The sequence below is a fragment of the Arthrobacter sp. Hb9-2 genome, assembly GCF_059091165.1.
Window position 1 is genome coordinate 1 of record NZ_JBNHGJ010000043.1, and the last position, 13,621, is coordinate 13,621.

Annotated in this window: 13 protein-coding genes and 2 tRNA genes; 8 read left to right on the top strand and 7 right to left on the bottom strand. The window is 65.4% G+C overall.

The annotated features are described in order from the left end of the window. Positions 1-109: 109 nt before the first annotated feature. Positions 110-182 (bottom strand) — tRNA-Arg (locus AC5RV1_RS18850). Between the two features lie 216 nt (positions 183-398). Here AC5RV1_RS18850 and AC5RV1_RS18855 point away from each other — a divergent pair. The 3 genes from AC5RV1_RS18855 to ettA all read left to right on the top strand — a co-directional run bounded on the left by AC5RV1_RS18855 (position 399) and on the right by ettA (position 3,398). Further along, a complete protein-coding gene (locus AC5RV1_RS18855; protein WP_493995605.1) occupies positions 399-959 on the top strand; it encodes a single-stranded DNA-binding protein in 561 nt (186 codons plus the stop codon). Between the two features lie 119 nt (positions 960-1,078). Beyond that, positions 1,079-1,663, top strand: a complete 585-nt coding sequence (locus tag AC5RV1_RS18860) for a DUF6993 domain-containing protein (protein WP_493995606.1) — start codon at positions 1,079-1,081, stop codon at positions 1,661-1,663. Positions 1,664-1,715: 52 nt separating this feature from the next. Further along, complete coding sequence (gene ettA / locus AC5RV1_RS18865) at positions 1,716-3,398, top strand: energy-dependent translational throttle protein EttA (RefSeq protein WP_163164096.1); 1,683 nt, start codon at positions 1,716-1,718, stop codon at positions 3,396-3,398. Positions 3,399-3,518: 120 nt separating this feature from the next. Here the strand turns inward: ettA and AC5RV1_RS18870 are convergent, their stop codons facing one another. Continuing rightward, positions 3,519-4,499, bottom strand: coding sequence for an acyl-CoA thioesterase (locus tag AC5RV1_RS18870; RefSeq protein WP_493995607.1), 981 nt, complete (start codon positions 4,497-4,499; stop codon positions 3,519-3,521). A 63-nt stretch (positions 4,500-4,562) separates the two neighbouring features. On the opposite strand from AC5RV1_RS18870, the gene AC5RV1_RS18875 reads away from it, so the two are divergent. Beyond that, the gene (locus AC5RV1_RS18875; RefSeq protein WP_493995608.1) at positions 4,563-5,222 is read left to right on the top strand and encodes a DUF8185 domain-containing protein; all 660 of its coding nucleotides are present in this window, start codon (positions 4,563-4,565) and stop codon (positions 5,220-5,222) included. Between the two features lie 61 nt (positions 5,223-5,283). Here the strand turns inward: AC5RV1_RS18875 and AC5RV1_RS18880 are convergent, their stop codons facing one another. Beyond that, positions 5,284-5,736, bottom strand: coding sequence for a globin (locus tag AC5RV1_RS18880; protein WP_493995609.1), 453 nt, complete (start codon positions 5,734-5,736; stop codon positions 5,284-5,286). Between the two features lie 2 nt (positions 5,737-5,738). Continuing rightward, positions 5,739-6,422: a mechanosensitive ion channel family protein gene (locus AC5RV1_RS18885; RefSeq protein WP_430225580.1), complete on the bottom strand. Its 684-nt coding sequence runs from the start codon at positions 6,420-6,422 to the stop codon at positions 5,739-5,741. Positions 6,423-6,540: 118 nt separating this feature from the next. On the opposite strand from AC5RV1_RS18885, the gene AC5RV1_RS18890 reads away from it, so the two are divergent. Beyond that, positions 6,541-7,533 carry a Rossmann-fold NAD(P)-binding domain-containing protein gene (locus AC5RV1_RS18890; RefSeq protein WP_493995610.1) on the top strand — a complete coding sequence of 331 codons (993 nt, stop codon included), beginning with the start codon at positions 6,541-6,543 and terminating at the stop codon, positions 7,531-7,533. A 32-nt stretch (positions 7,534-7,565) separates the two neighbouring features. Here the strand turns inward: AC5RV1_RS18890 and AC5RV1_RS18895 are convergent, their stop codons facing one another. Together AC5RV1_RS18895 and pepN are read right to left on the bottom strand one after the other, a co-directional pair. Beyond that, on the bottom strand, positions 7,566-8,045 hold the full coding sequence (locus AC5RV1_RS18895) for an OsmC family protein (RefSeq protein ID WP_493995611.1): 480 nt from the start codon (positions 8,043-8,045) through the stop codon (positions 7,566-7,568). Further along, positions 8,042-10,621 (bottom strand): aminopeptidase N, encoded by a 2,580-nt coding sequence (pepN, locus tag AC5RV1_RS18900; protein ID WP_493995612.1) that lies wholly within the window; start codon positions 10,619-10,621, stop codon positions 8,042-8,044. Before pepN ends, AC5RV1_RS18895 begins: the two co-directional genes overlap by 4 nt. A gap of 168 nt (positions 10,622-10,789) precedes the next feature. Here pepN and AC5RV1_RS18905 point away from each other — a divergent pair, with 168 nt between their 5' ends. The 3 genes from AC5RV1_RS18905 to AC5RV1_RS18915 all read left to right on the top strand — a co-directional run bounded on the left by AC5RV1_RS18905 (position 10,790) and on the right by AC5RV1_RS18915 (position 13,320). Next, positions 10,790-11,806: a hypothetical protein gene (locus AC5RV1_RS18905; protein WP_493995613.1), complete on the top strand. Its 1,017-nt coding sequence runs from the start codon at positions 10,790-10,792 to the stop codon at positions 11,804-11,806. Between the two features lie 78 nt (positions 11,807-11,884). Beyond that, positions 11,885-12,379: a ribose-5-phosphate isomerase gene (locus AC5RV1_RS18910; RefSeq protein WP_493995614.1), complete on the top strand. Its 495-nt coding sequence runs from the start codon at positions 11,885-11,887 to the stop codon at positions 12,377-12,379. Then, a complete protein-coding gene (locus AC5RV1_RS18915; protein WP_493995615.1) occupies positions 12,379-13,320 on the top strand; it encodes an Fpg/Nei family DNA glycosylase in 942 nt (313 codons plus the stop codon). Before AC5RV1_RS18910 ends, AC5RV1_RS18915 begins: the two co-directional genes overlap by 1 nt. 79 nt (positions 13,321-13,399) lie before the next feature. Here AC5RV1_RS18915 and AC5RV1_RS18920 read toward each other — a convergent pair. Next, positions 13,400-13,473 (bottom strand) — tRNA-Gly (locus AC5RV1_RS18920). Positions 13,474-13,621: the final 148 nt, after the last annotated feature.

The following is a 13,621-nucleotide window of genomic DNA, read 5'->3' on the forward strand; positions in this document are numbered from 1 at the left end:
GGGGGGGGCCCCCGGCCGGGGCGGGCCCCCCCTTTCCTGATATTTTTTTCATTTTTTTTTTTGTTGCCCCCGGCTGTCTTCCCCGCCCCCCCGGGGCCACTTCCATAAGTGCCCCAGGAGGGAATCGAACCCCCGACCGGCGGATTAGAAGGCCGCTGCTCTATCCCCTGAGCTACTGAGGCAATGGTTTCGGAGCTAAAATCCTGCGCCTCAAAAAGTTTACATTGCCGGAAGTGCCGGTGCTGTCACAGCTGCGCAACGGCGACCGTTCCTCCACAGGCAGCCGCGGAGGGCCGGTTGTGCACATACGCAAGGCGAAGGCTCCCGGGTGGACCCGCATGGGCGGGATGCTGGTCTTGCCTGCTAGGGCAACACCACATGAAGACAAGGACGTAAAGATGAGCGACACCATAACGATCCGGGGCTTCGTTGCCACCGAGATCAAAAGCTCCACCACGCCAGGGGGAGTGGCCACCGCTTCTTTCCGCATCGGATCCAACTCCCGCCGCTTCGATAAGCAATCCGGCACCTGGGCCGATGGCCACACGAACTGGTTCACGGTCCAGGGCTACCGCCACCTTGCGGGAAGCATGGGTTGCAGCATAAGGAAGGGCCAGCCGGTCATCGTGGTTGGCAGGTTGAAGATCCGCAGTTGGGAAAAGGACGGCCGGGTCTACTACTCACACGTCATAGATGCCGACTCCGTGGGCCATGACCTCACGTGGGGTACGGCCAACTTCATCCGGTCCTCCACCAAGCCAATCCTGTCGCTCGTGGAGCAGGAGGCTCCCATCGACGCCGAACCCCGTTCCGGCGCGGACGGACCCTTCGACGAGCCGGAGGACAGCGAAGAAGACCTGGACGACGGCGGTGATCCTGCTGCCTTCGTCGAGGACAGCAATGGCGACCTTCTTGCCCTGGACCTGGAAACGGGGGAACTCGCCGAATCCGGAGTCTAATATTCCCTGTCTCAACGTCCCCCTTGGATCCCTTGGCGGGCAGGACCGCGGCACCCCCCGGCTGCGCCCTGCCCGCCCAGGTTATGAGCGGCCGCCGGACCACATGGCAGAATGACAGCATGCGGATCAGCCCTGACCACCGGCAATACAGTAGGGCCGGTGCATCCTCGGCCGCTTTTTCCGCTTCACGGCACGTTGCCGCACACCGAGTGCTGGCGGCCATCACTGGCGCCGCGTTGGTAGCTGTTTTGTCAGGCTGCGTGGGTGGGGTGCCGGGTGCCCCGCCTGGTGCGGCTGAACCGGCAACTGCGGCGTCACGCACTGCGGCCTCGTCCACCGGTCCCGGGTCCTCCGGAGCCCCGGCCGGGCCGCTGGCGGATACATCCGGAGGTCAACTGACTGATGGCCCGGCGGCCGCCACCGAAACAGTCAAGAAAACCGTCACGGACGCCCTGGGCCGGCTGGCGGCGGGATCTCCCAGGCCCGCTACCGCGCAGGTGACCGAGGCCCTGACCGGAGCGGGAGTGAACCCGGCAGCACTGCAGGTCTCGCAGAGCCGGACCCCCACCGGCCTGGAAGCCGACGCCATTGAAGCCTCCGTGCTCCAAGGCAGCGACTGTGTCATCGGCCAGGTCCGCGACGGTGCCGTCACAGTGACGGTCCTGCCGGTACTCGCCAGCGGCAAGTGCTTCGTAGGCTCCTAATCCTGATTCCCCGAATGTGAGATATGCCCGCCAACCCACTAGATTTGGAACCATGGCGGAATTTATCTACACAATGACCAAGGCCCGCAAAGCCGTTGGCGAAAAACTCATTCTTGATGACGTAAGCATGTCCTTCTTTCCCGGCGCCAAGATCGGTGTTGTGGGCCCGAACGGTGCCGGTAAGTCCACCATCCTCAAGATCATGGCCGGGCTGGACACCCCCTCCAACGGTGAGGCCCGGCTCAGCCCCGGCTACAGCGTTGGCATCCTCCTTCAGGAACCACCCCTGAACGAAGAGAAAACCGTCCTGGGCAACGTCCAGGAAGGCGTCGGGGAGATCTACGGCAAGATCCAGCGCTTCAACGAAATCTCCGAGGAAATGGCCAGCCCCGACGCTGACTACGACACCCTCCTCGAAGAGATGGGACACCTGCAGGAAGCCATCGACGCCGCAGATGCCTGGGACCTGGACTCCCAGCTGGAGCAGGCCATGGACGCGCTCCGCTGCCCGCCTGCGGACGCCGACGTCACCAACCTTTCCGGTGGTGAGCGGCGCCGCGTGGCCCTGTGCAAGCTGCTCCTGCAGAAGCCGGACCTGCTGCTCCTGGACGAGCCCACCAACCACCTGGACGCAGAGAGCGTGCTGTGGCTCGAACAGCATCTGTCCACGTACGCAGGTGCAGTCCTGGCCGTCACCCACGACCGTTACTTCCTGGACCACGTGGCCGAATGGATCGCGGAAGTGGACCGCGGCCACCTGTACCCCTACGAGGGCAACTACTCCACGTACCTGGAGAAGAAGCGGGCCCGCCTGGAAATCCAGGGTAAAAAGGATGCCAAGCAGGCCAAGCGCCTCAGCGAGGAACTGGAATGGGTCCGGTCCAACGCCAAGGGCCGCCAGACCAAGTCCAAGGCCCGCCTCGCCCGCTACGAGGAAATGGCTGCAGAGGCCGACAGGACCCGCAAGCTGGACTTCGAAGAAATCCAGATCCCGCCGGGACCCCGCCTGGGTGGCCTGGTGCTGGAAGCCAAAAACCTGCAGAAGGGCTTCGAAGACCGGACCCTGATCGACGGACTGTCCTTCAGCCTGCCCCGCAACGGCATCGTCGGCGTCATCGGCCCCAACGGCGTCGGCAAAACCACGCTCTTCAAGACCATCGTCGGACTGGAGCCCCTCGACGGCGGCGACCTGAAGATCGGCGACTCCGTCAAGATCTCCTACGCGGACCAGAGCCGCGGTGGCATCGACCCCAACAAGACCCTGTGGGAGGTCGTCTCGGACGGCCTGGACTTCATCCAGGTTGGCCACGTGGAGATGCCGTCCCGCGCGTACGTTGCCGCCTTCGGGTTCAAGGGCCCGGACCAGCAGAAGAAGGCCGGTGTGCTCTCCGGTGGTGAGCGCAACCGCCTGAACCTTGCCTTGACCCTCAAGCAGGGCGGCAACCTGCTGCTCCTCGACGAGCCCACCAACGACCTCGATGTCGAAACCCTCAGCAGCCTCGAAAACGCGCTGCTGGAATTCCCCGGCTGCGCCGTGGTGGTCTCGCACGACCGCTGGTTCCTGGACCGGGTGGCCACCCACATCCTGGCCTACGAAGGCGACGAGGAAAACCCGTCCAAGTGGTACTGGTTCGAGGGCAACTTTGAATCGTATGAGGAGAACAAGGTGGAGCGCCTGGGTCCGGACGCGGCCAAGCCGCACCGGGTCACGCACCGCCGCCTCACCCGCGACTGAGCCAATCGGAGCTGAGCCAACCCACGCGGTATCAGGCGCTGGCGGGACACAACAATAAACAGGCCGGCACCCTCAGGGGTGCCGGCCTGTTTTGCATTGTCCGGGACAAAGCGCCGGAGGTTAGTCCCGGGAAGTTTTGCGGATCTGGTGCTCCATGACCTTGGACTGGAAGGCGCCCACCACCTTGTTCTTCAGGTCGGTGGGCACGCGGACCATCCCTTCCTGGGCTACCGACGCGACGTGCTGGCCGGCCTGGTTGAAGATCTTGCCCGTCGCCAGTCCGCGGGCGCCCTGTGCACTCGGTGATTCCTGGACATACAGCAGCCATTCATCCACCCGGGCCGGGCGGTGCCACCACATTGCGTGGTCCAGGCTCGCAACATTCATCCCGGGAGTGATCCAGCTCAGCCCATGGCGTCGCAGGATCGATTCCAGCAGGGTGTAGTCGCTGGCGTATGCCAGGGCCGCACGGTGCAGGTTGGGGTTGTCCGGCATGGGGCCGAAGGTTTTCATCCACACGGCATTGCGTGCTGCCCGCTCACCGTTCGCTGATACGTACAGCGGAGGATCAACGTGCCGGATGTCGAAAGGCCGTTCATAGGCCCAGTGCCGCGCCACCGGATGGTCGAACTTTCCCAGCAGGTCCGCTGTGCTGGGCAGGGACTCGGGGTCGGGAATTCCGCTGGGCATCACGGACTCGTGCTCGACGCCTTCGTCCTCGCCCTGGAAGGAGGCGATCATTGACAGGATGGGCACGCCTTCCTGGTACGCATGGACCCGGCGTGCCGAGAAGGACCGGCCATCGCGGAGGCGCTGCACACCAAAGGTGATGGGCTTGTTCGCGTCGCCCGGGCGAAGGAAGTAGCCGTGCATGGAATGGACAAAGCGGTTCGGATCCACCGTCCTGAATGAGGCAACAAGTGACTGCGCCAGCACCTGGCCGCCAAAGACCCGGTGATGGGGCTGCTGCTGCGACGGGCCCAGGAAGATGTCCTCGTCCGTCCGGGCCCCCTCCAGCTCACCAAGGTCAAGAAGGGAGATGAGCGATGAGGTGGGGTCTCCGCTGGGGAGCGCCAGGAGTCCGGCGTCGGCTTCAGTCATGGTTCGACTCTAGACGGCACCCCGGCACTGCTCAACAAAGGTACAGCCGGTAGTGTTCTTGGTGTGTCTGATCTACTCACCTCGTCCTTCCGTTTCGCCGATCCCCGGGATCTCGCCGACCTGAAGACCTTCGCCACACGCGCCAAATCCATCGACGACGGCGCCATCCGCCTTCAGGCCGCGGGTTCCGTTCTCGCCGCGTACGTCTGCGTGCTGCGGCCACGGGTGCTCGGCGAATCGACCCCCACGATCCTCGGACTGCGCACGATGGCCCTGGCCGAGCCGTCCGGGACTGACGTCACCGTCCCCCTCGCGGCAGTCCTTGACCGGCTCGCGCGTGCGGGGGAGGACGACGTCGAACTGCCGGTTCCGCCGTCCACCGTCACCGAGTCCTGGACCGGCGTCGGCGCGCCCAGGAGCGGGTGGGAGCTGCTGGGTTCACGCAGCGATGCAGAGTTGCGGCGGGCCGCAGAGGCGGGCATCGCCGAAGTGGCCGGAATCGTGCCGGACAGGCCCGGCGCGCTGATCGTCAACAACGCCCGGGCAGCCGTCTGGGGTAGGGAACTTGATGACTCCGGACTGCCGGCAGGCGCCGCCTTCGCAGCCCTCGCCCTGGGCTTCCTCGCCGACGGCGACCACAAGCTCTACCGCGCCGGCCGCTGGTTCCGGCTCACGGGTCCGCGCGGACACGTCCTCGCCCGGACGGGAAGCGGACTGATCTAACGTTAGGCCGCGGCGACCGGATTGAGGGCGGCAACCACTGCTGATGCCGCAGGCGATTCGGTCACTGCCCGGCCGGGCTGTTCACCATGGACAAGGCTGCGCGCTCCATATAGTCCCAGAGGGTCCCCTCGTACAGGGGCGGGAGTTCCAGTGCGTCCACAGCTGTGCGCATGTGGAAGAGCCAGCGGTCCTTGGCCTCCGGCGTCACCTTGAAAGGCATGTGGCGCATGCGCAGCCGGGGATGGCCGCGCTCTTCCCCGTACGTGGTAGGCCCGCCCCAGTACTGCTCCAGGAACATGAGGAACCGGCGCTTTGCGGGTGCCAGGTCCTCTTCGGGGTACATCTGCCGCAACACCGGATCCGTCGCCACGCCGTCGTAAAAGACGTCAATCAGCTTGACGAAGGTTTCGTGGCCGCCCACAGCGTCATAAAAGTTGTCGGTGTAGCCGGGCTGGCTGAACGGATCGTTCTGCATCAGCTGGCGGGGCCGCTGCGGTTCGATGGGGATGGTCATTGCTAGTCTCCGGCCTTCTGGTCCGTCTTTTTGGGTTCGGCGTGATCTGTGCCCTGGTCCGTGGTCCCGTCCGGCGACTCGTGCAGCGGCACGTAGTTGCCCTGCGAACGGTTGCCGACGCGGAGGATCTCGCCATTGCGGAGGTACCAGATGGCGCCGTCGTCGGACCGTACGCGTGTGATGCGCAGGCCCATGGACTCCACCACACCAACAACCTCGCTGGTTTCGATCACATCGCCGATTCCGTACTGGTCTTCAATGGTAATGAAAATCCCGGCCAGGAAGTCGCGGATCAGCTGCTGGGCACCAAAACCGATGGCCACACCCAGGATGCCCACGCTGGTGAGGAGGGGTGCGATATTGATGTCCAGGTTCTGCAGGACGTACATGCTGGTGATGACCACCACCAGCACACCGACGATGCTGTTCAGCAGGGAACCGATGGTCTCAGCGCGCTGCACCCGCCGTTCATGGTCCAGTGCCCGCAGTGCGGGCGCCGCCCACTTGAACGTCGGCCTCTTGAAAAAATTGCTGCCCGCCGCCACCCGGGTGGTGATGCGGGAGATCACAAAAGTGGCAACCAGCCAAATGGCAACACCCACGCCGAGGCTGATCACGATGCCCGTGATGCTGATGCCGTCCGGCTCAGTGGTAGCGGAAGGAATGATTGACAACATACTGACCATAGGGGGGAAATACTCCTGGGGTTCCCCGGCGGCGCCGGGATGCGGGGCCCGGAGCGCGGGTTACGCCCGGCGCGGAAGGCTCTGTTCTCCTTCAACCCTAGCGCCGTAGCGTAGCCGCATGCGCATTCTTGTCCTGGGCGGAACCGCCTTCCTGTCCGCAGAAATCGTCCGCCAGGCAGTCGCCAGGGGGCATGCGGTAACCTGCCTGGCCCGCGGCTCGGCTGCTGATCCGCCAGAGGGAGCGGCGTGGCTGAAAGCCGACCGCTCGCTGGGCGCAAAAGCTTACGACGGCGTTGAAGGGGAGTGGGACGAGGTCATCGACGTGGCCCGCGATCCGGTGCCCGCGTCAGCAGCGCTGGACGTCCTCGCAGCCCGGGCAGCCCACTGGACATTCGTCTCCAGCTGCTCCGTCTACGCCGATGCTGCGGTGCCCGGCGCAGCCGAGGACGCCGCCCTCCTCCCGGCCCTGACCCCGGGGACTTCTTCGACGCCGGAAAATTACGGAGAATCCAAAGCCGCCATCGAGGAGGCAACCCTCGCGGCGGCAGGCGGGAAGGCACACCTGTGCCGTGCAGGCCTGATCGGGGGACCAGGCGACGGCTCGGACCGCTACGGCTACTGGCCCGCCAGGTTTGCCAGGGACAACAGCCCTGCCATCGTTCCGGCTATCGCTGGCCACGCAACCCAGGTCATCGACGTACGGGACCTTGCCGCCTGGATCCTGCTTGCCGCTGAGCAGGGGAACACTGGGGCACTGAACGCCCTGGGGGACCAGGTTCCCTTCGGGGAGTACATCAGCGCGTCCCGGGTGGTGGCGGGCCATGATGGAGTAGTGGTCTCCGCGCCTGAGGACTGGCTGGCGGCTCAAGGCGTCAGCTACTGGGCGGGGCCGGATTCGCTGCCGCTGTGGCTCCCGCCCATGCACGAGGGCTTTATGGCCAGGAGCAACAAGGGCGCGGTGGACGCCGGCCTGCGGATCCGGCCGTGGCAGGAGACTCTGGTAGACACGCTGGCTGACGAACGCCGGCGCGGACTGGACCGGCCCCGGAAAGCCGGCCTGACGCCGGAAACGGAAGCGCGGCTGGTCGGCATGCTGCGGAACCGGGTGTGAACTGCACACCCGGGAGCCAGGAAGAGCCCTGGCTAGCGCTGGCCGGCCACCGTGACGGGGGCATGCTCCACCGGGAAGTTCACACTGCGGGCGATAAAGCACAACTGGTTGGCCTCATGGTGCAGCTGCCCGGCCAGCTCCAGGTGGCGCCCGTCCGCCACCGTCACCTGCGGGCGCAGCGTCACACTCTCGAACTGGCCGCTGCCGTCGCGGTTCAGCTTCATCAGCCCGGTTGCCTCGTCGCGGTAGTCCGTCACCACAACGCCATGCTTCACCGCCACATGCAGGAAGGACAGCATGTGGCACTGGGCAAGGGCAGCCAGGAGCAGCTGCTCCGGGTTATAACGTTCTTTGTCGCCGTGGAACGTGGGGTCGGCTGAGCCCTTGAGCGCAGGCAGTCCCGGAATCAGTATGTCGTGGTCCCGGGAGTAGCCCCGGTAAGACGACGTTCCCCCGCCCAGGTTGCCTGTCCACTGGACGGTCAGTGCGTAGTGGTGCTCGCTGAGCGTCACAATGCCGGCCCTGCCTCACCAGGAAGGACGTCAGCGGCGCGTGCGCGCAATGCCCGGGCAACGCCGTCGCGGTTTTCCAGCATCATCCGCCGAAGGGCGGCGCTCTGCGGCGGGAGCGCGGCGAGGAAGCCGTCGGTGCGGTCAACGGTGGCCTGGGTGGTCAGCAACGCCGGGTAGAGCCCGACGACGATCTGCTGCGCCAGTGCGTGGGTCCGGGTTTCCACGATCCCCGGCACCGCCGCGAAATACTTCTCCGCGTACGGCTCCAACAGGGACCGGTCCAGGACCCGCATGAAGCCGGTCACCGCCGACCCTTGAAGGGCGTTGGAGAGTTCGCCTTTGACCACAATCGAGTGCCAGGCTGCGGCCTTCGCCTCGGGCGTGGGGATGGCCGCCTTTGCCTGGGCTGCCGCGTTCTGGCCGCTGGAGGTGTTGTCCCGCTGCAGTTCGGCATCGATGCCGTCCTGCGCCAGCCGGCCGCCCACCACCAGTGCAGTCACCAGCTCCCAGCGGAGGTCCTGGTCAACAGTCAGCCCGTCCAGAACCAGCGAGCCGTCAAGGAGGCCCGCCACTGTGTCCAGCTGGCTTCCACTGCGCGCCAGCAGGGCGAAGGATTTCACGAACTGCAGCTGGGCGTCCGAGCCGCCGGGCACCTCAGACGCCAGCTCCCATAGCCGGTCCGTTGCAGCCACGGCCGTGGCCTCGCGGTGCTCCTCGGCGACGTAGAAGTTCAGGGTGGTGGCCAGTTGGCGGAGCTGGACCAGGATCACCGACGAATCGCTCTCCGCGGCCACATTGGCAAGGATCAGTTCCGCGTAGCGCCGCGCGGGCGTTTCGCCGTCCCGGGCAGCATCCCAGGCGGAGTTCCACACCAGTGTCCGCGGCAGGCTTTGGCTGAAGTCCTTCAGGTGGGCGGTGGCGGTGGCAAGAGACTTCTCATCCAGCCGGACCTTGGCGTAGGCGAGGTCGTCGTCATTCACCAGGATCAGGTCCGGCTGCGCCATGCCAACCAGTTCCGGAACTTCGGTGCGCTCGCCGTCCACGTCAAGTTCCTCGCGGTGCACCCGCTCGAGCTTCCCGGCGTCGTCCAGGTTGTAGAAGCCCACCGCGAGCCGGTGCGGACGGATGGTGGGCCACTCCTCGACGGCGGACTGCAGAATCGCAAAGGAAGTCAGCCGGCCGTCGCTGTCCACTGCCAGTTCAGGCTTGAGGGTGTTCACGCCGGCCGTCTCCAGCCATTGCCGCCCCCATTCGTCCAGGTCGCGGCCGCTGGCTTTCTCCAGCTCCACCAGGAGGTCGCTCAGTTCCGTGTTCTGCCAGGAGTGCTTGGCGAAATACTCCCGCACGCCGGCCATAAACTGCTCCGGTCCCACCCACGCCACCAGCTGGCGCAGGACAGAGGCGCCTTTCGCGTACGTGATGCCGTCAAAGTTCACCTCAACGTCCTGGAGGTCGTTGATCTCGGCGAAGATCGGATGGGTAGTGGGCAGCTGGTCCTGGCGGTACGCCCATGACTTTTCCACCGAGGCGAAGGTGGTCCAGGCGCTCGTGAAGGAGGTGGCCTCCACGGCCGCGAGGTGCGACATGTACTCGGCGAAGGACTCGTTGAGCCACAAATCGTTCCACCAGCGCATGGTCACCAGGTCGCCGAACCACATGTGTGCGAGCTCGTGCAGGACGGTGATGGCCCGGCGTTCGATCTGGGCGCCGGTTACCTTGCTGCGGAAGACGTAGCCCTCAAGGATGGTCACGGCCCCGGCGTTCTCCATGGCGCCGGCATTGAACTCCGGAACGAAGAGCTGGTCGTACTTCTCGAAGGGGTAGGGGCAGCCGAACTGCGCCTCGAAGAATTCAAAGCCCTGCCGGGTCAGCTCGAAAATGTTCTCCGCATCGAGGTACTGCATCAGCGACTTCCGGGCGAAGACTCCCAGCGGGATGACCCTGCCGTCAGAGCTCGCCACCTCGCTGCGCACCGACTGGTACGGCCCGGCGATCAGGGCCGTGACATAGGAGGACAGCCGCGGGGTGGGGGAGAAGGACCAAACGGAGCGGGCACCGCCGTCGTCCCCCGGGGTGGTTTCCACTGGCACAGGGGTGGGGGAGTTGGAAATGACATCCCAGTGCGAAGGTGCGGTGACCGTGAAGGTGAAGGCTGCCTTCAGGTCCGGCTGCTCGAACACCGCAAACATCCTGCGCGAATCGGGAACCTCGAACTGCGTGTAGAGGTAGACCTCGTTGTCCACCGGGTCCACGAACCGGTGCAGGCCTTCGCCGGTATTCATGTACGGAGCATCCGCCACGATGGTGAGCTCGTTGTTCTCCGCGAGGTCCGGCAGCTGGATCCTGACTCCGTCCGAAACGGCGACCGGATCGAGGCTGCGGCCGTTGAGCATCACACTGTGGACAGCGGCGGTGACGGCGTCAATGAAAGTCGAGGATCCCGGCCTGGCGCTGAACTTCACCGTGGTGGTGCTGCCAAAAACCTTCCCGCCGCGGGTCAGGTCCAGGCTGACATCGTAGGACTCAACGGAAATCAGTTCGGCACGCCCGCTGGCTTCAGCGCGCGTCAGATTCATACCTGGCAAAGTGGGGCCTCCAGAATAAGTGCGTCAGCCGGCTGGCGATGCCCAGCGGCGGCACTGATCATTCTTGCATTCCTTCACCGCCGAACAAGTAGCGCCGCTCACAGTGGGTATGGAGGGTGGTGGGAAGCCATTGGCCGGCGGCGGGAGTAGCGTTAAAACATGGGGAAGTTCATGGAGTCGGTGGACACCAAGGCCCTGCGCTTCGTGGCGGGGTTCCCGGTGGTGGTTGGAGCCGCTTTCGTGGCCTGTGCTTTTATGCTTCGGCCGGACCTTCCTGAGCCGCTTGCCATTCGGTGGAATGACGACGGCGGCGCCGCCTTCGCGCCCTTCGCCGCCTATGTCACGGTGGGCGCCCTGATGATTGTGGCCGCTGGCTGGCTGGTCCTCTTCCAGGCGCTGCCGGTCAGCAGGCCGGTTCCCATGCGCCGGATCATGATGGGCGCCGGATTGTTCCTGTGCCTCTTCGTTGCCACCGCCCTGGCTGCCGGACTCGTTGGCCAGACCGGGTTGGCAGACGCCCGCGAGTCCCGCGTGGACCTCACTGTCCTTGCGCTGGGAAGCGGGGCTGCCGTGTCCCTCGGCGTCATTATCGCCTTCGTCTACAAGGCGGACCAGCAATGGTCCGCCGACGACGACAAGGCCCTCCAGCTTGCCATCGCCAGGGAGCTGGACCCTGACCTGTCGCGGGACACTATCCGGCTCTGGGTCCATGCCCGCAGCTCTGTCTTTGTCATGATCGGCATAGCCTCGCTGTTTCCTGCCGCGTTGATTGCCATCGCCGTGCCTTGGCTCGGAGTCTTGCTGGTGGTCCTGGCCGTCGTCGGCGCGGCTTTCCTCTGTGCCCGGATCAAGGCGGACCGGCGCGGGCTGAAAGTCCTGCTGGCCGGCGTCGTGCCTGTTATGGATGTCCCGGCAGGCGCCATTTCGGCGGCGGACGCGGCAGATGTCCGCGCCGCCGACTATGGCGGCTGGGGCTACCGGCACCACAGCGGAACCGCCGCCATGCTGGTCAGCAGCGGCCCCGCCGTCGTGGTGAAAAAGACCGATGGGCAAAGCCTTGCGGTGAGCGGCGGGAGCCAGGCCTCGGCGGCGCGGCTGGCCGAGGTCCTCACGCGCGTGGCGGCACGGGCCCGTGGCGGCAGCGGCCCGTCCGCGGCCGGCCAGCCGGAGTCCTAGTATTCTTGTCCGTGTTGTTCACCCCGGCCTGCACCCTTCATGCAGGCCGCCAGCGCCCACACCGAACGGATTCTGCTCGTGACTTCTTCCCCTGCCTTCCCGCGGGTACACATTGCCACCGACCACGCCGGCATGGAACTTAGCGCCCACCTGGTAACCCACCTGACGGCCAAAGGCTATGAGGTGGTGGACCACGGTCCGAAGGCCTACGACGCCCAGGACGACTACCCTTCGTTCTGTATCAATGCAGCCCTGGCCGTGGTCGCTGACCAGCAGGCCGGTGTCCACGCGTTGGGCATCGTGTTGGGCGGATCAGGAAACGGGGAACAGATTGCAGCCAACAAAGTGAAGGGTGTCAGGGCAGCACTGGCGTGGAACCACTCCACCGCCACCCTCGCCCGCGAGCACAACGACGCCAACGTGGTGGCTGTGGGCGGCCGCCAGCACACCGTGGAGGAAGCAACGGAGCTGATCGAAGCGTTCCTGGCAGAGCCCTTCAGCAATGATGAGCGCCACGTCCGCAGGATCGGCAAAATCGCTGCCTATGAAGCTACCGGCGAGGTCATCGAGTAGTGCCGGAAGGGCATACACTCCGGCGCCTGGCGCGGCAGTTCGGGGACGTTTTCGGCGGCCAGCGGCTCGCTGTGTCCAGCCCGCAGGGCCGGTTCACCGGGGGAGCCGCGCTGCTGGACGGGCACACCCTTCTTGCTGCCGAGGCCCATGGAAAACACCTGTTCCTGCACTTCGATCACTCGCTGGTGCTGCACGTCCACCTGGGCCTCTACGGGGCGTGGACCTTCGGCGGAGACAGCACTTTCGCTGGGTCCTCCAGCATCGGCGCTCCCCGCCGCGTGGGGGAGCAGGAAACCTTCGGTGGCGACGGCGATGACTCCGGTGTGTACACCGGCCCGCCGGAGCCAGTGGGGGCTGTGCGTGTCCGGATCGTGGGCAGCAACGGCTGGGCGGACCTGCGCGGGGCGACGACCTGCGAAACCATCACCATTGCCGAGGCCGACGCCGTGCTGGCCCGGCTGGGCCCGGATCCACTGGTCAACCGCCGCGGGGACGCCGGCCGGTTCGCCGCGAATCTCCACAGCCGCAAAACCCCGCTGGCTGCGCTGCTGATGGACCAGAAGATCATTGCCGGAGTGGGAAACGTGTACCGTGCGGAAGTCCTTTTCCGGCGGCGGCTGGACCCGTGGCTGCCGGGCAGCGACGTTCCGGACACCGAGGCACGCAAGCTGTGGCGCGACGTCGTCTCCGTGATGGGCGACGGCGTCTCGGACGGCCGGATCATCACCACCACGCCCAGGTACTGGTCCGGAAACGGCAAGACGGCCAAGGCTGCGGCTGACGCAACTGCGCTCAAGAGCGAGAGCTTCCCGGCCAGGGAGAATGCCCACTTCGTCTATAAACGCAACGGGCTGCCGTGCCGGGTGTGCGGTGCCACGGTGCTGATGGCCGAACTGGTGGCGCGCAAGCTCTACTGGTGCCCGTACTGCCAGCAGTCCTAGCAACACCAAAGAGACGACGTTCCGAACGAGTGCCCACCACAAACAAAAAAGGCCCCTCACTGAGGGGCCTTTTGATCTGTGGAGGGGACGACGGGAATCGAACCCGCGTAATCAGTTTGGAAGACTGAGGCTTTACCATTAAGCTACGTCCCCGAAAGAAGGTCCGACTGTTAGGCCGTGAGGCGCTGGCAATCTGGCAACTTCGGGCTGGCTGTTGAAGCCGGATATAACTAAACCTAATTCATGGGGTACGTGTCAAATGTGCAAACTTGGCGCGTATGACCGTAGACTTGCCTGTGCA

Excerpts from the sequence above, each read along its gene's own strand:
- AC5RV1_RS18855 (WP_493995605.1), top strand. The coding sequence starts at position 399 with ATGAGCGACACCATAACGATCCGGGGCTTCGTTGCCACCGAGATCAAA.
- AC5RV1_RS18860 (WP_493995606.1), top strand. The coding sequence starts at position 1,079 with ATGCGGATCAGCCCTGACCACCGGCAATACAGTAGGGCCGGTGCATCC.
- AC5RV1_RS18870 (WP_493995607.1), bottom strand. The coding sequence starts at position 4,499 with ATGACTGAAGCCGACGCCGGACTCCTGGCGCTCCCCAGCGGAGACCCC.
- AC5RV1_RS18880 (WP_493995609.1), bottom strand. The coding sequence starts at position 5,736 with ATGACCATCCCCATCGAACCGCAGCGGCCCCGCCAGCTGATGCAGAAC.
- pepN (WP_493995612.1), bottom strand. The coding sequence starts at position 10,621 with ATGAATCTGACGCGCGCTGAAGCCAGCGGGCGTGCCGAACTGATTTCC.
- ettA (WP_163164096.1), top strand. The coding sequence starts at position 1,716 with ATGGCGGAATTTATCTACACAATGACCAAGGCCCGCAAAGCCGTTGGC.
- AC5RV1_RS18905 (WP_493995613.1), top strand. The coding sequence starts at position 10,790 with ATGGGGAAGTTCATGGAGTCGGTGGACACCAAGGCCCTGCGCTTCGTG.
- AC5RV1_RS18890 (WP_493995610.1), top strand. The coding sequence starts at position 6,541 with ATGCGCATTCTTGTCCTGGGCGGAACCGCCTTCCTGTCCGCAGAAATC.
- AC5RV1_RS18885 (WP_430225580.1), bottom strand. The coding sequence starts at position 6,422 with ATGGTCAGTATGTTGTCAATCATTCCTTCCGCTACCACTGAGCCGGAC.